The organism is Mycobacterium sp. Aquia_216, assembly GCF_026723865.1.
Classification (GTDB): domain Bacteria; phylum Actinomycetota; class Actinomycetes; order Mycobacteriales; family Mycobacteriaceae; genus Mycobacterium.
The window spans coordinates 320276-340821 of record NZ_CP113529.1 but is presented as its reverse complement, the minus strand read 5'-3'; the positions used below and the strand labels follow the sequence as shown (position 1 = coordinate 340821).

Annotated in this window: 18 protein-coding genes and 1 tRNA gene; 12 read left to right on the top strand and 7 right to left on the bottom strand. The window is 67.3% G+C overall.

Going from position 1 to position 20546, the window contains the following annotated elements; all coding sequences use genetic code 11:
* Positions 1-18 precede the first annotated feature (18 nt).
* The 4 genes from OK015_RS01620 to OK015_RS01605 all read right to left on the bottom strand — a co-directional run bounded on the left by OK015_RS01620 (position 19) and on the right by OK015_RS01605 (position 3552).
* The gene (locus OK015_RS01620) at positions 19-1434 is read right to left on the bottom strand and encodes a DUF4226 domain-containing protein (RefSeq protein WP_268128737.1); all 1416 of its coding nucleotides are present in this window, start codon (positions 1432-1434) and stop codon (positions 19-21) included.
* A 135-nt stretch (positions 1435-1569) separates the two neighbouring features.
* Positions 1570-1932: a DUF4226 domain-containing protein gene (locus tag OK015_RS01615; protein WP_268128735.1), complete on the bottom strand. Its 363-nt coding sequence runs from the start codon at positions 1930-1932 to the stop codon at positions 1570-1572.
* A 4-nt stretch (positions 1933-1936) separates the two neighbouring features.
* A complete protein-coding gene (locus OK015_RS01610; protein WP_268128733.1) occupies positions 1937-2767 on the bottom strand; it encodes a C40 family peptidase in 831 nt (276 codons plus the stop codon).
* Positions 2764-3552 (bottom strand): helix-turn-helix domain-containing protein, encoded by a 789-nt coding sequence (locus tag OK015_RS01605; protein ID WP_268128732.1) that lies wholly within the window; start codon positions 3550-3552, stop codon positions 2764-2766. Before OK015_RS01605 ends, OK015_RS01610 begins: the two co-directional genes overlap by 4 nt.
* Positions 3553-3695: 143 nt before the next feature.
* Between OK015_RS01605 and OK015_RS01600 the strand changes: the two genes are divergently transcribed.
* The 5 genes from OK015_RS01600 (at position 3696) to OK015_RS01580 (ending at position 8663) form a co-directional block, all read left to right on the top strand.
* Complete coding sequence (locus OK015_RS01600; RefSeq protein WP_268128730.1) at positions 3696-4112, top strand: WhiB family transcriptional regulator; 417 nt, start codon at positions 3696-3698, stop codon at positions 4110-4112.
* 94 nt (positions 4113-4206) lie between these two features.
* Positions 4207-5589 carry an acyl-CoA dehydrogenase family protein gene (locus OK015_RS01595; protein WP_268128729.1) on the top strand — a complete coding sequence of 461 codons (1383 nt, stop codon included), beginning with the start codon at positions 4207-4209 and terminating at the stop codon, positions 5587-5589.
* 52 nt (positions 5590-5641) lie between these two features.
* Positions 5642-6622 (top strand): pirin family protein, encoded by a 981-nt coding sequence (locus OK015_RS01590; protein ID WP_268128727.1) that lies wholly within the window; start codon positions 5642-5644, stop codon positions 6620-6622.
* Positions 6619-6960, top strand: coding sequence for a GNAT family N-acetyltransferase (locus OK015_RS01585; RefSeq protein ID WP_268128725.1), 342 nt, complete (start codon positions 6619-6621; stop codon positions 6958-6960). The genes OK015_RS01590 and OK015_RS01585 overlap by 4 nt, the downstream gene beginning before the upstream one ends.
* 344 nt (positions 6961-7304) lie before the next feature.
* Positions 7305-8663, top strand: a complete 1359-nt coding sequence (locus OK015_RS01580; RefSeq protein ID WP_268128723.1) for a PPE family protein, SVP subgroup — start codon at positions 7305-7307, stop codon at positions 8661-8663.
* Positions 8664-8674: 11 nt separating this feature from the next.
* Here the strand turns inward: OK015_RS01580 and OK015_RS01575 are convergent, their stop codons facing one another.
* Both OK015_RS01575 and OK015_RS01570 read right to left on the bottom strand, forming a co-directional pair.
* The gene (locus OK015_RS01575; RefSeq protein WP_268128721.1) at positions 8675-9568 is read right to left on the bottom strand and encodes an SCO6745 family protein; all 894 of its coding nucleotides are present in this window, start codon (positions 9566-9568) and stop codon (positions 8675-8677) included.
* Positions 9569-9690: 122 nt separating this feature from the next.
* A tRNA-Leu gene (locus OK015_RS01570) sits at positions 9691-9776 on the bottom strand.
* Positions 9777-10032: 256 nt separating this feature from the next.
* On the opposite strand from OK015_RS01570, the gene OK015_RS01565 reads away from it, so the two are divergent.
* The 7 genes from OK015_RS01565 (at position 10033) to pknB (ending at position 19846) form a co-directional block, all read left to right on the top strand.
* On the top strand, positions 10033-11670 hold the full coding sequence (locus OK015_RS01565; RefSeq protein WP_268128719.1) for an FhaA domain-containing protein: 1638 nt from the start codon (positions 10033-10035) through the stop codon (positions 11668-11670).
* A gap of 108 nt (positions 11671-11778) precedes the next feature.
* Complete coding sequence (locus OK015_RS01560) at positions 11779-12246, top strand: FHA domain-containing protein FhaB/FipA (protein ID WP_268128717.1); 468 nt, start codon at positions 11779-11781, stop codon at positions 12244-12246.
* Positions 12243-13760, top strand: a complete 1518-nt coding sequence (locus OK015_RS01555) for a PP2C family protein-serine/threonine phosphatase (RefSeq protein WP_268128715.1) — start codon at positions 12243-12245, stop codon at positions 13758-13760. The genes OK015_RS01560 and OK015_RS01555 overlap by 4 nt, the downstream gene beginning before the upstream one ends.
* Positions 13757-15166: an FtsW/RodA/SpoVE family cell cycle protein gene (locus OK015_RS01550; RefSeq protein WP_268128713.1), complete on the top strand. Its 1410-nt coding sequence runs from the start codon at positions 13757-13759 to the stop codon at positions 15164-15166. The genes OK015_RS01555 and OK015_RS01550 overlap by 4 nt, the downstream gene beginning before the upstream one ends.
* Positions 15163-16638 (top strand): D,D-transpeptidase PbpA, encoded by a 1476-nt coding sequence (pbpA, locus tag OK015_RS01545; protein ID WP_268128711.1) that lies wholly within the window; start codon positions 15163-15165, stop codon positions 16636-16638. The genes OK015_RS01550 and pbpA overlap by 4 nt, the downstream gene beginning before the upstream one ends.
* Positions 16635-17969 carry a serine/threonine-protein kinase gene (locus tag OK015_RS01540; RefSeq protein ID WP_268128709.1) on the top strand — a complete coding sequence of 445 codons (1335 nt, stop codon included), beginning with the start codon at positions 16635-16637 and terminating at the stop codon, positions 17967-17969. The genes pbpA and OK015_RS01540 overlap by 4 nt, the downstream gene beginning before the upstream one ends.
* On the top strand, positions 17966-19846 hold the full coding sequence (pknB, locus tag OK015_RS01535) for a Stk1 family PASTA domain-containing Ser/Thr kinase (protein ID WP_268128707.1): 1881 nt from the start codon (positions 17966-17968) through the stop codon (positions 19844-19846). Before OK015_RS01540 ends, pknB begins: the two co-directional genes overlap by 4 nt.
* On the opposite strand, the gene OK015_RS01530 is transcribed toward pknB, so the two are convergent.
* Positions 19824-20507 carry an aminodeoxychorismate/anthranilate synthase component II gene (locus tag OK015_RS01530; protein WP_268128706.1) on the bottom strand — a complete coding sequence of 228 codons (684 nt, stop codon included), beginning with the start codon at positions 20505-20507 and terminating at the stop codon, positions 19824-19826. The genes pknB and OK015_RS01530 overlap by 23 nt on opposite strands.
* Positions 20508-20546: the final 39 nt, after the last annotated feature.

Here is a 20546-nt window from a genome sequence, read left to right as displayed (position 1 = left end):
GCCGAGCCGGCGAGTTCACTATTGTCCGCTGCTCGGCGTGGCCGCCGGCCGGGTCGGTGTCGGTGCGTCGGTCCTGGCTGGCGCGGTCGCGATCGCCGCGGCCGGCGGATGCTCCCAGCCTAGAAAGCTCGGGCCGCTTACGGAGGCGATGTGCTGAATCTGGCCATCGAGAAGAGCCTTGCTGTGGCCGAGGCCCAACGCGTGGCGATCGGTGAAGATCCCGATATCTCCCGGTGCGACCCGGACCGGATCGACCGGATCGGCGACCGCGGTTCCCGGCGCGGGAATGGTGATCCCCTGCTGATGGAACGCATCCGGGATCGACGCGCCGCCGACCGCGGCCTCAACGGCCGCCGCGAGTTGCGGGCTGGCAGCCGTCACGGTTTCACCGTCGGGCAGCGTCACCGTGGTCGGACCCGCCGGCGGCGTTTCGGCCGCTGGCACGTCCTCGCCGTGGTCGTCTTTGTGTTTGTCGGCATCGTCGGATTCATGCTCGGCGGCGTCCGCGGCGCGGGCCTCGTCGTCCAGACGATTGAATGCGGGATCGGGCTCGCTGCCTTCTTGGCGCCCGGGAAGCGGTAGGCCGCCCGGCGGACCCCAACCGGCCATCGAACCCGGACCGGGCATCGGTCCCAGACCGATATTGGGAATGCCCGGTAGCGACGGCGCCGCGGGGGCCGGCGCACTCTCGGCCGGAGTCGGACCCGAGTCCCCGGCCAGCAGGCCGGGATCGTCGGCCAGCAACGAATCCAGCAGTGGATCCGCTCCGGCGTCGGGAGGGTCTGGCTGCCGCGCGGGTGCGGCAACCGGCGCCACCGAGGCCGGCCGATTCTCACCAACAGCACTCGGTCCGCTCTTGGAGGCGTCGTACAGCGATGTCCACGCGGCCATCAACGCCGACTTCGACGTGTCGTCCAGGCTGGCGTTCATGACCACCGCGCGGATGTCTCGGAGCTTGCCGATCAGGAAGCGCTGGAAGTCGCGTGCTCCCGCCGGAGTGTCCAAGTCCGATCGGGTGCGCACCGCGGCCTCGGTCTCGCGTTGCAGCGAGTTCAGTGCTTCTGCGCCTTCGACGGTCTTCAGGTGGGCATTCATGATGGCCGAAATTACCTGCAAGTCTAACTGAGAGCTCGCCGAATTCTGGTGTGCCAGTGCGGCTTCGGCACCCGCGATGGCTTCGGCCGCGGCGCCCTGCTCTCGATCTCCCTGCGGTGGGTCCGTCGCTCGGCGCGGATCGGCCGGCGTAGCGCCGAACAGGTTCGGATGTTGTTGGCGGATCTTGGCCAAGATCACCGCGAGTTGGTCTGGACGTGTTGTGGGGGTGATCACCGCGGCCAGTTCCGTCGGCGTCAGTCCGGTCTGCCACGCGTTCGGATCGCCGGTGCGGTCGCGCACGACCTTCACCGTGGCCAGCAGCTCGTCATACGTCGACATCGGCTAGCCGAACGGCGCTGCGCCCCAATGCGGGCGGTGTCGCGACCCCTCCATGCCGGGTGACAGTACTGAGACCCCCAGCTATCGACAATTCACCACGATGCGGCTGTGGATGAACCCTCCCCAGGCATCGGGCTAGCCCGCCGAAACACCGTACACTCCTCGCAGGCTTTCCAGCACAGCCGTTTTCGCTCGGTCGAGCTCGCGCGCGTCGGCGACGACCGCCGCGATCTCACGCTGTTTGGCAACCAGAAACCTCTGAAACTCCCGCGCGCCCATCGGCGTATCGACGGCAAGGCTGTTGTGACGCGGAACGGCGCGCTCGATCTCGTCGGCGATCGCGTCCAGACGTCTGATGCTCTCCCGCGTCGTGGCATGCGCGCTGGCAAGCAGATCCGTCAGCGCACGGTCGGCCTCGGCGACCCTGTCGTGCCGGGTCGCCAAGGCCGATTGCCGCGCCTGGATGGCGGCTATGGCAGGACCGGTTTGTTCCGACATACGGTCAACCTATCGGCCGGCGAATCGCGACGTTGCTGCCCAGCTGGCTGATCCGCACCGAGGCACCCGAATAGGGCGCCTCGACGACGAGATTGTTGCCGATCGCCATCTGCACATGGCCGGCGTGCGGAAACACGAGGTCGCCGGGCCTGACTTGCGAACGGGGAACCGGGATCCCGTCGTTGATCTGTTGATAGGTGGTGCGGTCCAGGTGGATACCCGCCCGCGCATAGGACCACTGGACCAGCCCGGAACAGTCGAACTGATCCGGGCCTGTAGCGCCCCAGACATAGGGACGGCCCAGTCGGGATAACGCCGCGCGCACCGCGATTCCGGCACGACTGCTCGCCGACGGCAGCCGCAGGCCGGCCAATCGGGGACCGCGATGGTGCAGCATTCGATAGCGCAGTGCCCGCAGCGCCGCCGCATGCCGTCGCGCACGCAACCGGGCGGTCAACACGTGTGCCCGCTGCGCGCGAAGCCTCGCTACCCGACGGCGCATGGCCTCGCGCTGGGCCATCGGCGTGGTCGGGGCGACCGCGGCATCGGCGCGGGCCTCATCGAGGACGTTTTTGGTCAGCTCACGGGCGTCGGCCCGATCCCGGTGAGCGCCGGTCATGATGCCCGCGGCCGCCGCATCGGTGCGCGCAGCGGACAGCAGCACTTGGTGGCTACGGCTTACCAAGGACTGGTAGTTGTCATGACCCGCAACGGTGTTCAGCGTCGGGTTTCGGCTTGGCAGGCCGCGATAGGGCGCGTCGAGCACCGGCTGCCGAGAACTCCCGGCGAATAGCTGATGAGCGCGGTCCAAAGCCTCGAGGTCGCTTTCGGTCATCGGTCCCCCTCGCCGCTGTCCTGATCCGTGCCGTCGCGGCCCGTCGACTCCACCGTGTCGGCGAATGCGCGAACGCGGGGGAGTACCCCCGCGGGGATCACCCCTCGGTTGCGGATGTCCCATATGTCGTCGCTGCTCACACCGAGCAACGACGCGATGATCGCGTCCGGCAGCGATGACTGCGCACACGCCCGGTCGAACCGCGCGCTCAAGCTGGTCGGCATTCTCTTCAGCAGCGCGCTGCGGGTTTCCTCGAGAGCTTTCAGGTGTGCCATCAGCCGGTCGGTCGAGTCGGCGCCGGCGTTCACGGCCACCCGCCATGAGCTGGCGGCCAGCATCTCTGCCTTCACGCACTGCGCGATCACAGACAGAATATACGTCTCATATTCGTTTGATGTCGTCGCCGGCAGTCGATCGATGACGGATTTGAGGGCGTCGAGTTGCGCTTCGGCATAGCCTTCCAGCACTTCGGTGTCGCTGTGGCGGTCGACGACCACCGCCCCGGCCCGTGGCGGTGACATCTTTTCCGGGGGCTGCGCGGCGATCAGTCGGGCTAGCTCGGCATCCGGATCGGCGGCCACCAACAACCGCGAGTAGGTGCCCGGCGGCAGGCCCAGACCGTTTTCGACCTTCTGAACTGTCGTTTTGTGCGGCTTGCGGGCGCCGCGCTCCAGATAGCTCAATCCCATGATGCTGACGCCGGTCACGGCGGCGAGCTCAGCTAGGGACCAGTCACGCGACTCGCGCAATGCACGGATGGCCGCACCTGCGGATTCACGGCTCACCGCGGGCTCCGGCCATGGGCCGGATATTACACAGGCAGGGCCGTATCGCTATGCATATACGTTTCTATCACGTTTCTCTTGCGCTGCACGCGGAGTTGTGTATACGCTTTTGTCTACGTTTCAGCTTAGACAAGGAGACCGGCATGGGACACCCCTGCGCAACAGACCCGGAACTGTGGTTCGGCTACCCCGACGACGACAGCGGTGACGGCGCGGCCAAGGCGCGCGCCTACGAGCGGTCGGCCACCGAGGCGCGAATCCAATGCCTGCGTCGCTGCCCGTTGGCCCAGCAGCGGCGGTGCGCTCAGTACGCCATCGCGCACCGGGAGGAGTACGGAGTGTGGGCCGGCGTGAAACTTCCCGGTGGCCAATACCGCAAGCGCGACCAGCTGGCTCGGGCCCACGACGTGTTGCGTCGCATCGCCGCCGGCGAGATCAGCTCCCGGCAGCTGCCCGAGAATGCGGCCTTGTTGGCGCGCAGCGAACATGAGACCGTACCGAGGCCCGCGGTGGTGTTGCACCTGCCGCTCGCACAGGTTGGTCCGCGCTCGGCCGCCTGACCACGCGTGCCACGCATCGTGAACGTTTGTTCACCCAATCGACGGGGTAGTCGGTCGCGACCGGACATCAGATCGTCGACCCCGAGGTGCATCCATGACGTTCGACCTGACACCGACGGCCGCGCAGCACGACCTGGCTCGGCGCACGCACGAATTCGCCGAGTCGGTGATCCGTCCGGTCGCGCTCGAGTACGACCAGCGGCAGGAGTTTCCCTGGCCGGTGCTCGAGGAGGCTGCCCAGCGCGGCTTCTACAGCCCGTTGTTCTACCGCGACCTGATCGGCGATCCCACCGGGATGTCGCTACCGATGTTCATGGAGGAGCTGTTCTGGGGTTGCGCCGGAATCGGATTGGCGATAGTGATGCCGGCGCTGGCGCTCTCGGCGATCGGGCAGTCCGCATCCCCGGAGCAGATGCTGGAGTGGGCTCCGCAATGTTTCGGTACCCCAGGCGATCTCAAACTTGCCGCGCTGGCGATTTCCGAACCCGAGGGCGGCAGCGACGTTCGGAATCTGCGCACCCGGGCCCGCCGCGACGGCGATGACTGGATCATCGACGGCCACAAGATGTGGATCGGCAACGGCGGCATCGCGAACGTGCATGTGGTCAACGCGGTCGTCGACCAGGAACTCGGCCATCGCGGCCAAGCCCTATTCGTGGTGCCGGGCAACACCCCCGGACTGGAACTGGTGCGCAAGCTTGACAAGCTGGGCTGCCGCGCGTCGCACACCGCCGAGTTACGGTTCAACGGCGTACGGATACCGCACGCCAATTTGCTTGGTGGACAAGACAAGCTCGAACACAAGCTCGCCAAAGCCCGGGAAGTCGTCGCGGGTGGGCAGCGCTCCGGGTCGGCGACGCTGGGCACCTTCGAGCAGACCCGTCCGATGGTCGCCGCGCAGGCAATCGGCATCGCACGTGCCGCATTGGAGTACGCGACCGCATACGCCACGGAGCGCGAAGCATTCGGCGCCCCGATCATCGACAACCAGGGCATCGCATTTCCCTTGGCCGACCTGGCCACGCAGATCGATGCGGCCCGGCTGTTGACCTGGCGCGCTTCCTGGATGGCCGCCAACGAAGTGCCGTTCGAGCGGGGCGAGGGTTCGATGGCCAAGCTCGCCGCCAGCGAGGTCGCCATCAAGGCCACCGAGCGCGCCATCCAGACAATGGGTGGCTGGGGCTACATCACTGACCACCCCGTCGAGAAATGGTATCGAGATGCCAAGCTGTACACCATCTTTGAGGGCACGAGTGAGATCCAGCGAATGGTCATCTCGAATGCGCTGGGCGCCGCGGTAGGCACCCCGCCGCTGCATGTCGTTCTCGAGCCGTCCGGCGGTCCGCTGAACCGGATCTTCGGCCGGGGCGCCCCGCTGCGGTCCCGAGCCGCCGACGCTGCGTTGTCGGTGAAGGATCAAATCCCGGAACCGATCATGCGGGTGGCCATGCAGGTGCTGCGGCCGCCCGGGAGATAGACAACCCGCCCGGGTACGGTCGCCATATCACCCCCGCAACGAAGGGTGCACGGTGAGCAATCTCGAACCGGCGCCGGCCGAAGTCGCCTGCGGCGCTTCACGGGTTGCGGCTACCGAGGTGTTACACGCGCGCGAGGTTCCGCTGGGCGGCCCGCGGGCCATCCGGGTGCAGCGCACCCTGCCGCAACGGCAGCGATCGCTGATCGGAGCCTGGTGCTTCATTGACCACTACGGCCCCGTCCAGGCGCGCATGGACGTGCCGCCGCATCCACATACGGGACTACAAACGGCGAGTTGGCTGTTCAGTGGGGAAGTGGAACACCGCGACAGTGCGGGCGTGCATGCCCTGATCCGGCCCGGCGAGTTGAACCTGATGACCGCCGGCGGGGGTATTTGCCATTCCGAGGTATCGGCCGAGGCGGGCGCCGTCTTGCATGGCGTCCAGCTCTGGGTCGCCCTGCCCGACTCGCGTCGCGACGCCGGGCGCGGCTTCGCTCACTATGTGCCCGAACCGATTTCGCTGCCGGGCGCGGTGGCGCGGGTGTTTCTCGGCGAGCTGGCCGGCAGCCGGTCGCCCGTGCATACGTTCACGCCGCTGCTGGGTGCCCAGATCGACCTCGACGGGAACGCTGAGCTGCACCTCGATGTCGACCCGGCGTTCGAGCACGGTGTGCTGTGCGATGCCGGCGCCGTGGCGATGAGTGGGACAACCCTGGCCGTCGCCGACCTCGGCTACCAGGGCCCCGGCGGCGCCGCAGTCCGGCTGCGCAATGTAGGACATCGACCGGCGCGGGTAGTGCTGTTGGGGGGCGTCCCGTTCACCGAAGAGTTGCTGATGTGGTGGAACTTCGTCGGGCGCACCCACGACGAGATCGTCCGCTATCGCCAGCTATGGGAAGACGGCGACGCGCGCTTCGGCGTTGTCGAGGGCTACCGCGGCTCAGTCGCGCGACTTCCCGCCCCGCCGCTGCCAGCTACCCGGCTGCGGCCACGACCGATACCGCACGGACCGAATCGAAAGGAATCCAGATGACGACCGACAAGACCGGCGCAGAAACCACCGTCACCGAGGGTGACCAGACCTACACGATTGAGGTCGAGGGCAAGACCGTCGGCCACGCCGACTACGCGGACCGCGGCGACCAGCGCGTCTTCTACCACACCGTCGTCGATCCCGAGTTCGGCGGACGCGGCCTGGCGACCATCCTCGTCGAGGAGGCGTTGAACGGCGCGCGCGACGCTGGCAAACGCATCGTGCCGGTGTGCTCGATGGTCGAGACGGTGCTCAAGAAGCATCCCGAATTCGACGAGATCACCGACACCGTCACCGCCGAGGTCAGGGGCTGGGCGCTGACTCAGCCGAGCAAGTAGGGCAGACGCCGGTGGCGCCGACTTCCTATGGGCTTTACTGCGCCGACCGGCGAGGGTTCGCCGGCCTCATCGGGCAGCTAAACCCTCCCCGGGACCCTTAGGTTGCGGATTCGGCGAATATCGCTTAGCCACATGGCATAACGTGTTCTACCAGGATAGCTAGGTAAAACGGGTATCTCCGTACGCGGCATCGGGCCGCATCGCGGAGCTGTGGGGCCTCCCAGCTAATTCACAGGTCTCCGTGAGCAAAATGGTTGACGCAGCCGGGGGGCCCGACAGTCACGTCGTGTTCGTTTGCCGTTCACCGACGCCGCCGGCGCTGGGCTGCTCGACCGGAGGGACACATGGATTACGCAGTTCTGCCGCCGGAGATCAACTCCGCGCGCATCTACGCCGGACCTGGCTCCGGACCGATGCTGGCTGCTGCGTCGGCATGGGAGACGCTCGCCGCCGAACTCCACTCGACAGCAAGCTCGTATCAGTCGGTGGTCGACGAGCTGACCGCCGGACCCTGGTTGGGCCCGGCGGCGGCGACGATGGCGGCTGCGGCCGCTCCCTACGTGGCCTGGATGCGAACCGCGGCGGAGCAGGCCGAGCAGGCAGGCAACCAGGCCATGCTGGCGGCAGCCGCCTACGAAACCGCATTTGCCGAGACGGTGCCGCCGCCGGTGGTCGCGGGCAATCGCAGCCTGCTGGCGGCGCTAGTGGCAACGAACTTCCTCGGGCAGAACACTTCGGCGATCGCGACTACCGAGGCCCAATACGGCGAGATGTGGGCCCAGGACACCGGCGCCATGCAGAGTTACGCGAGCGAGTCGGCGTCGACGACGGCGCTGACACCGTTCGATTCACCTTCACCGAGCACCAGCACCGACGGGCCGGCGGACCAGGCCACCGCGGTCACCCAGGCCACCGGCGTCTCCGCCGGTAATGCGCAGCGGAGCGTCCAGCAGGCCTTCTCCGCTGTCCCCGACGCGCTGACCGACCTCGCGAGCCCGCAAGACGCCTTCGGGTTCGGCGGGCGCGACCTGCTGGGCCTGCTCGCGGACCTGAGCGCGGTCTTTGTCGATCCGGAGCTCGGGAGCGTGGGACTGGCGGCCGATACCACGTTGGGGACGACGGCTCTCCCTTACGACGTGGGCGGTTACTGGACCGGTGTCCACACCGACGACATCGTCAGCGGCTGGGCGGGTGTGCAGCCTTGGCCAGGCAACGCGCCGGCGCCGCCGACCTCATTTCCGGTGATCACCGAGCCGGCCGCGACGATTTCCGGGCAGTTCAGCCATGCGCCATCGGTCGGGCGGTTGTCGGTACCGCCGGCGTGGGTGGCCGCGGCACCCGAGTTGCGCGCGATGACTGCGGCGCTGCCGGCGGCGACCGTCGGCGCCGCCGCCCAGGCCACCGGCTCCAGCGCGGGGAGCCTGTTCAGCCAGATGGCCCTGGCAAGCATGGCCGGGCGCGCGATGGCCGGTACGACCGGCGGCGCTGGCGCAAGGCTCCAGGAGCGGATCGGGCTGCCCGGGCCTAAACCGAAGAACGCGCCGCCGGCCGAGCCGGCCGAAGTGCAACAAATTCCAATGGGCGGCCCCATCACCAGCATCGCCGCCGAGCTGCGTGAGCTGGCCTCCCTGCGCGACGCGGGGATTCTGACCCAAGACGAATTCGTCGAACAGAAGCAGCGCCTGCTGCCGCGAGATCCGTAGGGCCTTCCCCGCTAGGCAGCGTCCAAATGCGCGCTGGCGTCGTGTAATTCGTTCCGGCGCAACGCCATTGGAGTGACGGCCAGAATATCGCCGCCGTCAACAACCGCCCGGGTGATCGGCGTCAGCGCCTGGAACAACGCTTCCACCTCGTCGTCGCGCAGGGCGTCGAGTGCCGAGAGCCCGAGCGCGTCGGTACTGGATTCGACGTGCTCCTTGAGTTCCCGGCCGGCCGCGGTGAGCGACCCGTCGTCGGTGAGCAGTCCGCGCTCGGCGAGCCGTTGTTCGTGGTGACGCCACTCGGTGTCGTCGTAGTCGCGGGCGCGAGCGATGTAGTCGCGCGGGACGCGGTCCGCCGCGGCGTGCAACACATTGGACTCTCGGCCCGAAATGCCGGCGGCGGTCAATACCGCGACGTGAGCGTCGCCGCGCTGCTCGCGCAACAGTGTGGTGGCATGCCACAGTGAGGCCAGCGGAGTGTCTGGCCACGGCAGCGCACGATTGGCCGCGAACAGCGGTCGCCCGTCCAGCGGGGCTTGGCGCGCTGCTTTGCCGGCTAATTCTGCCGCGGCACTGACATTTTCGTCGTCTTTCAAGCCGTAGCGGCGCAGCGCGGCGACCGCCGAGTCCTGTCGGGCCCGCAGCGCGGCCTCCGGTCCGGCGATCTGCCATGCCGCCGACAGGGACTTGGCGACGCGCTGGGGGGCGAAGTTGTGGAAGATCGCGGTCACCAGCTCCGGCGGCGCCATGCCCAGCGGGGCGGATCGGGCCGCGAAATAACCCATCCAGAAACCTCGGTACCCCAGCTCGTCGAGCGCCGCCCGCGCCTCGGGCGCGAAGTATGTCACCGCGTGTACCGGCTCGAATCGATCGTAGAAACGTCGCGCCAGCTCAGGTTGTCTGCGCACGATTGCAGTTAATCACCGTCGCCGACCATGCCCAATCCCGGTCCCGGGGATGGCTATTAGGAAAGGCCACGACCCCTCGTAGAGTTCGTGGCCTTTGCGGCTGCGGTTCACCGAACCGCTCGTGGTGGGCGAAGGGGGACTTGAACCCCCACGTCCCGAAGGACACTGGCACCTGAAGCCAGCGCGTCTGCCATTCCGCCACTCGCCCGGGGAAAACAACCGATGGACCATATCACTGTAGTGGCCGTTCGCCCTAACCGCGCCGGTGACCGCACGAGCCTGTTCGGTACCCGGCCGCTCCGCGTCGGAACCGGCGTTGACCAGCATGGACGCGATTCTCACAATTCTCCTGGTGACGCAGCGTCGCCGGGTCCCGATACCATGCATGAGTGATACGACACGCGGGCGAGTCGTTTGCCTTGCGCCGGCGACATACCGCGACAAGTGCGGGCGAGCGCTGAAGCATGGGTAGCCAAAGGGGGCTCGCTGCGCGGCTCGAACGCAAGCTCGAGTCAACCGTCGGCGATGCGTTTGCGCGAATGTTTGGGGGCTCGATTGTCCCCCAAGAGGTCGAGGCGCTATTGCGCCGCGAAGCCGAGGACGGCCTGCGGCCGCTCCAGGGAAATCACCTTTTGGCGCCCAACGAATACGTCATTACCCTCGGTGTGCACGACTTCGAGAAGGTGGGCACCGATCCGGATCTCACGTCGAGCGCTTTCGGTAGATACCTGGCCGACTATATCCATGAACAGGGGTGGGAAACGTATGGTGATGTCGTTGTTCGGTTCGAGCAGTTGCCGAACCTGCATACCGGACAGTTTCGCGCCCGCGGTGCTGTCAACCCCGATGTCGAGCCCCGCCCGCCGGTCAGCGATCCCGCCCGGCCACAATCAAATCAGGCGTTCAGCGCAGAACCAGGAGCAGCACCAATGACTGACAACTCGAGCTACCGCGGTCAGGGGCAGGGGCGTCCCGGCGACGAGTATTACGACGAGCGGTACGGGCGTCCGCAAGATGACCAGCGCGGCGCCCAGGACCCGCAGGGTGGACCCGACCCTCGCGCGGGACTTCCGCCGGAGCAAGGCGGCTACCCACCCCAGGGCGGCTACCCGCCGCCTCGCCACCCCGAGCATGGCGGGTACCCCGAGCAGGGCGGCTACCCAGACCCGCGCGGCGGCTACCCCGATCAGGCCGGCTATCCCCCGCCGGGCGGGTACCCGGGCCCGGGCGGCTACCCGGATCAGGGTCGCGGCGGCTACCCCGATCAGGGGCAGGGCGGCTACCCGCCGTCGTATGAGCAGCGTCCGCCCGCCGGTGGCGGCTACGGTGGCCAAGGCTACGACCAAGCCGGACAGCCGGGCTACGACCAGGGCGGGCAGGGTTACGACCAGGGCTACCGCCAGGGTGGCGGCTACGGCCAGCCGGGCGGTGGCCCGCAGGGTTACGGCGGCTACGGCGATTACGGTCGCGGGCCGGCTCGTCCCGAGGAGGCCGGCTATGCGCCCCCGGGCGCACCCGAACAGCAACGGCCGTCCTACCCCGAGCAAGGCCCCGGATACGACCAGGGTTACCAGCACGGCGTTCAGGGTTACGGCGCCCAGCAGGAATACGGCGGGGGGGACTACACGCAGTACGCCGAAAACGTCCCGGCCGGTGGGTATGGTCCAGGGCCCGGCGGTGGATACCCCGAGACGGCCCATCGCGACTACGAGTACGGCCAGCAAGGCGAGTACGGCCAGCCGGCCGGGGCCGGCTACGGCGAGCAGGCCGGTGGCGGCTACGGCGGTTACGGGCAGGGCGGTTATGGATCGGCCGGAGCGGCGGTCACGCTGCAGCTCGACGACGGCAGCGGCCGGACCTACCAACTGCGCGAAGGCTCCAACATCGTCGGACGCGGACAAGATGCCCAGTTCCGGTTGCCCGACACCGGTGTGTCACGCCGTCACTTGGAAATCCGCTGGGATGGCCAGGTCGCGCTGCTGTCCGACCTCAACTCCACCAACGGCACGACCGTGAACAACGCGCCGGTACAGGAGTGGCAGTTGGCCGATGGAGACGTCATCCGTTTGGGCCACTCGGAGATCATCGTTCGGATCCACTGAACGCACCGGGCATAAGCTGCCGTGCTTCGCCCCGCGTCGACCGCCCTCCAAGTATCGTGACGTTGCTTGGTTTCATGAGGTGCGGCGCCAGGACGGAAAGGACGCCAGATGCAGGGACTGGTACTGCAGCTGACGCGCGCCGGTTTTTTAATGCTGTTATGGGTGTTCATTTGGTCCGTTCTTCGGATCTTGAAGACTGACATCTACGCACCAACCGGTGCGGTCATGGTGCGCCGCGGTTTGGTGTTGCGCGGCACGTTGCTGCCGTCCCGTCAGCGTCGTCATGCCGCCCGTTATCTGGTGGTAACCGAAGGGGCGTTGGCAGGTGCACGCATCACGCTCAGCGGACAACCAGTGTTGATCGGACGCGCCGACGACTCGACGCTGGTGCTGACCGACGATTACGCCTCGACGCGGCACGCCCGGCTGTCCCAGCGCGGCTCCGAATGGTACGTCGAGGATCTAGGATCGACCAACGGCACTTACCTTGACAGGGCGAAGGTGACGACTGCGGTACGAGTTCCAATCGGAGCGCCGATTCGGATCGGCAAGACGGCAATCGAGTTGCGCCCGTGAGTCTGGTTCTGCGATATGCCGCCCGCAGCGATCGCGGCCTGGTGCGCGCCAACAACGAAGACTCGGTCTATGCCGGCGCTCGACTTCTGGCCCTGGCCGATGGCATGGGCGGTCACGCGGCCGGTGAGGTCGCGTCCCAGTTGGTGATCGCCGCGTTGGCACACCTTGATGATGACGAACCCGGCGGCGACCTTCTTGCCAAGCTCGATGCCGCGGTGCGCTCCGGCAACTCGGCGATCGCCGCTCAAGTGGAGATGGAGCCCGACCTCGAGGGAATGGGCACCACGCTGACCGCAATCCTGTTCGCGGGCAACCGACTTGGGTTGGTGCACATCGGCGACTCACGCGGCTACATGTTGCGCGACGGCGAGCTCACCCAGATCACCAAGGACGACACCTTCGTCCAAACCCTGGTTGACGAAGGACGCATCACCAAGGAAGAGGCACACAGCCATCCGCAGCGATCGCTGATCATGCGGGCGCTGACCGGCCATGAGGTCGAGCCCACGTTGACCATGCGCGAAGCGCGCGCCGGTGATCGCTACCTGCTCTGCTCGGACGGGCTGTCCGATCCGGTCAGTGACGAGACCATTGCCGAGGCCCTGCAGATTCCCGACGTTGCCGAAAGCGCTTATCGCCTCATCGAATTGGCGCTGCGCGGCGGCGGCCCCGACAACGTGACGGTGGTGGTCGCCGATGTCGTCGACTACGACTACGGCCAGACCCAGCCGATTCTTGCCGGCGCGGTATCCGGTGAAGACGACCAGCTGACGACCCTGCCGAACACCTCTGCCGGCCGGGCGTCCGCGATCGGCCCCCGCAAGGGGGCTGCCAAACGCGTTGTGCCACAAGAGGAGCCGGCCAGCAAGCCTAAGTGGGCGTGGCGGCGGATGTTTATCGTCGTCACGCTGGTGGTACTGCTGGCACTCACGGGTCTGGCGATCGGGCGAGCCATCATCCGGAGCAACTACTACGTCACCGAATACGACGGCATGGTGTCGATCATGCGGGGAATTCAAGGGTCACTACTCGGCATGTCCCTGCACGAACCCTATTTGGTGGGCTGTCTCAACGCCCGCAACGACCTATCGATCATCGGCCTCAGTCAATCCGGCGGTCACCTGGACTGCCGGCTGATGCAATTGCAGGACCTACGCCCGGCCGCACGCGCGCAAGTGTTGGCCGGGCTTCCGGCCGGGACCCTCGATGAGGCCGAAGCGCAGTTGAAGGAATTGTCCGCCAACAACCTCCTGCCCCCCTGCCCGCCGCCCCGGGCGACCTCGCCGCCGGGGTCACCGACACCGGTGACCAGCGGGACGACACCGCCGAGTGCCACAGCGCCCCCCGCCCCTTCCAGCGGTACCCCACCCAACAGCACGGCTTTAAGCACCGCCCCCGCAAGCGCCCCTCCTGCGGCGCCCGCGACCACGCCGCCGCCGACCACCACCCAGACGGTGACTGCGCTCCCGCCACCCCCACCCCAGCCGGGCATCGACTGCCGGGCGGCTGCATGACCACGCAGGTCCAACCACCGGTCGCCGTCACGCCGCCGCTGCGTACTCGCCGCAACTCCGAGCTGCTGTTGTTGTGCTTCGCCGCGGTAATCACCGTGGCCGCACTGCTGATCGTCGATGCCAACCAGGAGCGCGGCCTGCGCTGGGGCCTGGCCAGCTACGGGCTGGCCTTTCTGGCTGTCTTCGGCGGCGCGCACCTGGCCATCCGGCGCTTTGCTCCTTACACCGACCCGCTGCTGCTACCAATTGTGGCGCTGCTCAACGGACTTGGCTTGGTGATGATCCACCGGCTCGACCTGGTCGGCAATGAGCTCAGCGGCCGTCGTCACCCCAGCGCAACCCAACAGTTGCTGTGGACTCTGGTCAGCGTCGCCGCGTTCGCGCTCGTGGTCACCTTCCTCAAAGACCACCGGCAGCTCGCGCGCTACGGTTACATCTTTGGACTCACGGGTCTGGTCTTCTTAGCCGTCCCCGCCTTTCTGCCGGCGTCGCTGTCCGAGCAGAACGGCGCCAAGATCTGGATTCGCCTGCCGGGCTTCTCGATTCAGCCCGCCGAATTCTCCAAGATTCTGCTGCTGATCTTCTTCTCCGCCGTGCTGGTCGCCAAGCGCGGTCTGTTCACGAGCGTCGGCAAGCACCTGATGGGGATGACGCTGCCACGACCGCGAGATCTCGCACCGCTGTTGGCGGCGTGGGTGATCTCGATCGGTGTCATGGTCTTCGAAAAAGACCTCGGCACTTCGTTGCTGCTCTACGCGTCGTTCCTGGTGGTCGTCTACCTGGCCACCCAACGCTTCAGTTGGGTGGTCATCGGACTGCTGCTGTTCGCCGCGGGAAGTGTGGCCGCCTACTTCATCTTCGGGCACGTGCGGGTTCGCGTGCAGATGTGGTGGGACCCGTTCTCCGACCCCGACGGCAGCGGCTACCAAATCGTGCAGTCGCTGTTCAGCTTTGCTACCGGGGGGATCTTCGGCACCGGCCTGGGCAACGGCCAGCCCGACACGGTGCCGGCCGCGTCGACCGACTTCATCATCGCCGCCTTCGGCGAAGAGCTTGGATTAGTGGGTCTGGCGGCCCTTCTCATGCTGTACACCATCGTCATCGTTCGGGGCCTTCGGACGGCGATTGCCACCCGTGACAGCTTCGGCAAGCTGCTGGCCGCAGGTCTGGCCTCGACGCTGGCAATCCAACTGTTCATCGTCGTCGGCGGCGTCACCCAGCTCATTCCGCTGACGGGTTTGACCACGCCGTGGATGTCCTACGGCGGATCCTCGCTGCTGGCGAACTACGTGCTGTTGGCGATCCTGGCGCGTATCTCGCATAGCGCCCGACGCCCGTTGCGAACCCGCACCGGCGACACGTCGCCGATCGCGGCGGCCGGCACCGAGGTGATTGAGCGCGTATGAACGCCTCTCTCCGCCGGATCTCGCTGACCGTGATGGCGTTGATCGTCCTGCTGCTACTCAACGCCACCATGACGCAAGTCTTCGCCGCCGACGGGCTGCGGGCCGATCCGCGCAATCAGCGGGTCCTGCTCGACGAGTACTCGCGCCAGCGCGGGCAGATCATCGCGGGCGGTCAGCTGCTGGCCTACTCGGTGGCCACCGACAGCCGGTTCCGCTTTCTGCGGGTGTACCCCAACCCCGCGGTGTACGCGCCGCTCACCGGTTTCTACTCATTGCGGTATTCCAGCTCCGGCCTGGAACGGGCCGAGGATTCGCTGCTGAACGGCTCCGACGAGCGGCTGTTCGGGCGCCGGCTGGCGGACTTCTTCACCGGCCGCGATCCCCGTGGCGGCAATGTCGACACCACGATCAACCCCCATATGCAACAGGCCGCCTGGGATGCGATGCAGCAGGGTTGCGGCGGGCCGTGCAAGGGCGCCGTGGTGGCCCTGGAACCGTCCACCGGCAAAATCCTGGCCATGGTGTCCTCGCCGTCCTATGACCCGAACCTGCTGTCCTCGCACGATCCCGAGGTGCAGGCGCAGGCGTGGCAGCGGCTGCGCGACGACCCGGACAACCCGCTCACCAACCGCGCGATCTCGGAGACCTACCCACCCGGCTCGACATTCAAGGTGATCACCACCGCGGCGGCGCTGCAATCCGGCGCTACCGAGGATGAGCAGCTGACGGCGGCACCCACCATCCCGCTGCCCAACAGCACGGCCACCTTGGAGAACTATGGCGGCACGCCGTGCGGCGACCAACCAACCGTGTCGCTGAGCCAGGCCTTCGCGAAGTCGTGCAACACCGCATTCGTCCAGCTCGGCATCCTCACCGGGGCCGAGGCGCTGCGCAGCATGGCGCATTCATTCGGCCTGGACAGCAGCCCCAGCGTGATTCCGCTGCAGGTGGCCGAATCGACTGTTGGAATAATCGCGGATGCCGCCGCTCTCGGGATGTCTAGCATCGGGCAGAAGGACGTGGCGCTGACTCCGCTGCAGAACGCGGAGATCGCCGCGACCATCGCGAACGACGGCGTAACGATGCAGCCCTACCTGGTCGAGAGCCTCAAAGGGCCCGACTTGGCCAACATCAGCACGACTGCGCCCTATCAGCAGCGGCGCGCGGTATCGCCGCAGATCGCCGCTAAGCTGACAGAGCTCATGGTCGGTGCCGAGAAGGCTGCGCAGCAGAAAGGGGCCATTCCCGGCGTGCAGATCGCATCCAAGACCGGTACCGCAGAGCATGGCGCCGACCCGCGCAACACTCCACCGCACGCGTGGTACATCGCGTTCGCGCCGGCGCAAACGCCGAAGGTTGCCGTGGCGGTGCTCGTGGAGAACGGTGCCGACCGACTTTCTGCCACCGGTGGTGCGCTCGCCGCGCCGATCGGGCGGGCCGTCATCCAGGCCGCATTGCAGGGGGGCCCATGAGCCCGCGCGTTGGAGTGACGCTGTCGGGCAGGTACCGGCTGCAGCGACTCATCGCCACCGGCGGCATGGGCCAAGTGTGGGAGGCGGTGGACAGCCGGCTCGGCCGGCGCGTGGCGGTCAAGGTGCTCAAGGCGGAGTTCTCCCAGGACCCCGAGTTCATTGAGCGGTTCCGCGCCGAGGCGCGTACCACCGCGATGCTCAACCACCCCGGCATCGCGGCCGTGCACGACTACGGCGAGAGCCAGATGGACGGCGAGGGGCGCACCGCCTATCTGGTGATGGAGCTGGTCAACGGCGAGCCGCTGAACTCGGTGCTCAAGCGCACCGGCCGGCTGTCGCTGCGCCACGCGCTGGACATGCTCGAGCAGACGGGCCGCGCGTTGCAGATTGCGCACGCCGCCGGGCTGGTGCACCGCGACGTCAAGCCGGGCAACATCTTGATCACCCCGACGGGTCAGGTGAAGATCACCGACTTCGGTATCGCCAAAGCCGTCGACGCCGCGCCCGTGACCCAGACCGGCATGGTGATGGGCACCGCCCAGTACATCGCGCCCGAACAGGCGCTGGGCCACGACGCCACCCCCTCCAGCGATGTGTACTCCCTGGGAGTTGTTGGCTACGAGGTGGTTTCGGGCAAGCGGCCATTCACCGGGGACGGCGCGTTGACGGTGGCGATGAAGCACATCAAGGAGCCCCCGCCGCCGCTGCCTCCCGAGCTTCCGCCCAATGTGCGCGAACTCATCGAGATCACGCTGGTCAAGAACCCCGGCATGCGCTATCGCAGCGGGGGACCGTTCGCCGACGCCGTGGCCGCGGTGCGGGCGGGCCGGCGTCCCCCCCGTCCCAGTCAGTCACCGCCGCCCGGGCGAGCTTCGCCGGCGGCCATTCCGTCGAGCCCGCAGACCAGGTCGGCCCCCGCGGCCAGTGCCCGCAGCGCTGCCGCGCCCCGCCGATCCCAATCGTCGACGGGCAGCCGCCGTCAGCCGCCGGCTCGTCGCACCTTTTCCTCGGGACAGCGCGCGCTGCTGTGGGCCGCCGGGGTGCTCGGGGCGCTCGCCATCATCATCGCGGTCCTCATCGTCATCAATTCCCGGGGCGACAACCAGCAGCAGCCTCCGCCTCCGACGGTCACCGACACCGGCACACCGCCGGCGAGCGGGCCCCCGCCGCCCAGCAAGACGCCCAGTGGTTCCGCGCCGAGTTTGCGACTGGATTGGACGGATCGCCCGGCGATAAGCAATTCTGGATTCCACAGCAGGCCACCCCAACTGAGCTGGGCCAACCCCTTGACGCCCAGGCTGTCGCCGGCCCGACACGAGACACCGCGATGACCACCCCTCAACACCTGTCCGACCGTTACGAACTCGGCGACATCCTCGGTTTCGGGGGCATGTCCGAGGTTCACTTGGCCCGCGACGTCCGCTTGCACCGCGACGTCGCGGTGAAGGTGCTGCGCGCCGATCTCGCGCGCGACCCCAGTTTCTATTTGCGCTTCCGTCGCGAGGCGCAAAATGCCGCGGCGCTCAATCACCCGGCCATCGTCGCGGTCTACGACACCGGCGAGGCAGACACACCCGCTGGCCCGCTGCCCTACATCGTCATGGAGTATGTCGACGGCGTAACGCTGCGCGACATCGTGCATAACGACGGGCCCCTGCCGCCGCGTCGCGCGATCGAGATCATTGCCGACGCCTGTCAGGCTCTCAACTTCAGCCACCAAGCCGGCATCATCCACCGCGACGTCAAGCCGGCAAACATCATGATCAGCACGACCAATGCGGTCAAGGTGATGGACTTCGGCATCGCGCGGGCGATCGCCGACAGCGGCAACAGCGTCACCCAGACCGCCGCCGTGATCGGGACCGCGCAATATCTTTCGCCGGAGCAGGCCCGCGGCGACTCGGTCGACGCCCGCTCGGATGTCTACTCGCTGGGCTGTGTCCTTTACGAAATCCTCACCGGGGAGCCGCCTTTCACCGGAGATTCGCCGGTTTCGGTTGCCTACCAACATGTCCGCGAAGACCCGGTGCCTCCGTCGAAGCGGCACGCGGGCGTCTCCGCGGACCTCGACGCCGTCGTACTCAAGGCGTTGGCCAAGAATCCGGACAACCGGTATCAGACCGCGGCAGAGATGCGCGCCGACCTGGTTCGCGTGCACAACGGTGAGGCCCCGGAAGCGCCCAAGGTGTTCACCGATGCCGAGCGGACCTCGCTGATGGCGTCCACCGGCCCGAACCACGGGGGTCCGCGCACCGACCCGCTGCCTCGTCAACGCCTCACCGAGGCCGACCCCGATCGCATGGGCGGTCCGGTCGGTCGCTGGGTTGTCGCGGTCGCCGTGCTGGCGGTACTGACGATCGTCGTCGTCATCGCGTTCAACACGTTCGGCGGCTCCACCCGCGACGTTCAAGTGCCCGACGTGCGCGGCCAGGTCTCCGCCGATGCCGTCGCCGCCCTGCAGAATCGCGGCTTCAAGACCCGCACACTGCAAAAGCCCGACTCGTCGATCCAGCCCGACCACGTCATCAGCACCGATCCCGGCGCCAACGCGTCGGTCGCGGCCGGCGACGAGATCACGATCAACGTTTCGACCGGACCCGAACAACGCGAAGTGCCCGACGTGTCCTCGATGAGTTACTCCGACGCGGTGAGCAAGTTGAAGGCCGCCGGGTTCACCAAGTTCAAGCAGACGAACTCGTCGTCGACCCCGGAGCTACTGGGCAAGGTGATCGGGACCAACCCGCCGGCGAACCAGACGTCGGCGATCACCAACGTGATCACGCTGATCGTCGGTTCCGGACCCGATACCAAGCAGGTCCCCGATGTTGCCGGCCAGACTGTCGACGTCGCTACCAAGAACCTCACGGTCTGGGGCTTCACCAAGCTCACCCAGACGCCGGTGGACAGCCCCCGGCCGGCCGGCGAGGTGATCGGCACCAATCCGCCCAAGGGTCAGACGGTTCCGGTGGATTCGATCGTTGAGCTGCAGGTGTCCAAGGGCAATCAATTCCTGATGCCCGACCTGACCGGCATGTTCTGGACCGACGCCGAACCACGGTTACGCGCGCTGGGCTGGACCGGGGTGCTGGACAAGGGCGCCGACGTCGATGCCGGCGGCTCCCAGTCCCACCGGGTGGTCTACCAGAACCCGCCGGCCGGCGCCGGGGTCAACCGGGACGGCATCATCACGCTGAAGTTCGGTCAGTAGCCGCAGGGTCGGGGAAATACGGCCGCACCGCGGAGCGAACCTCGTTCTCCAGCCGGCGAATCAGGGTGTCGTCCCGCGCCCACCCGCAATAGGTCAGCCAGTTGGCCAGCATGCGGTGTCCCCCCTCGGTGAGGATCGACTCCGGGTGGAACTGGACACCGTGGATCGGCAGCTCGCTGTGACGCACGGCCATGATCACTCCGCTGCGCGTGCGGGCCGTCACCTCGAGCTCCGTCGGCAGCGATTCCGGCAGGATGGTCAGCGAGTGGTAGCGGGTCGCGGTGAATGGATCCGGAAGCCCTTGCAGTACACCAACATTGGTGTGATGGACACTACTGGTCTTACCATGCAACAACTCGGGGGCGCGGTCGACGGTGGCACCGAATGCGACGCCGATGGCCTGGTGCCCGAGGCAAACCCCGAGCAGCGGGGTGGCCGCCGCGGCGCACGCGCGGACCAGGGCGATCGATGCACCCGCGCGTTCCGGGGTGCCCGGACCGGGGCTGAGCAACACGCCGCCGAACTGCGCGGCGATCGCAGCTTCGTCGGAGAGCCTGGTGTCGTCGTTGCGCCACACGTCAGCCTCGACTCCGAGTTGCCCCAGGTACTGCACGAGGTTGAACACGAAGCTGTCGTAGTTGTCGACAACCAGGATCCGCATCGTGTCAGGTTACCGCCCGGCCGTGCCGCGGATGCTGCT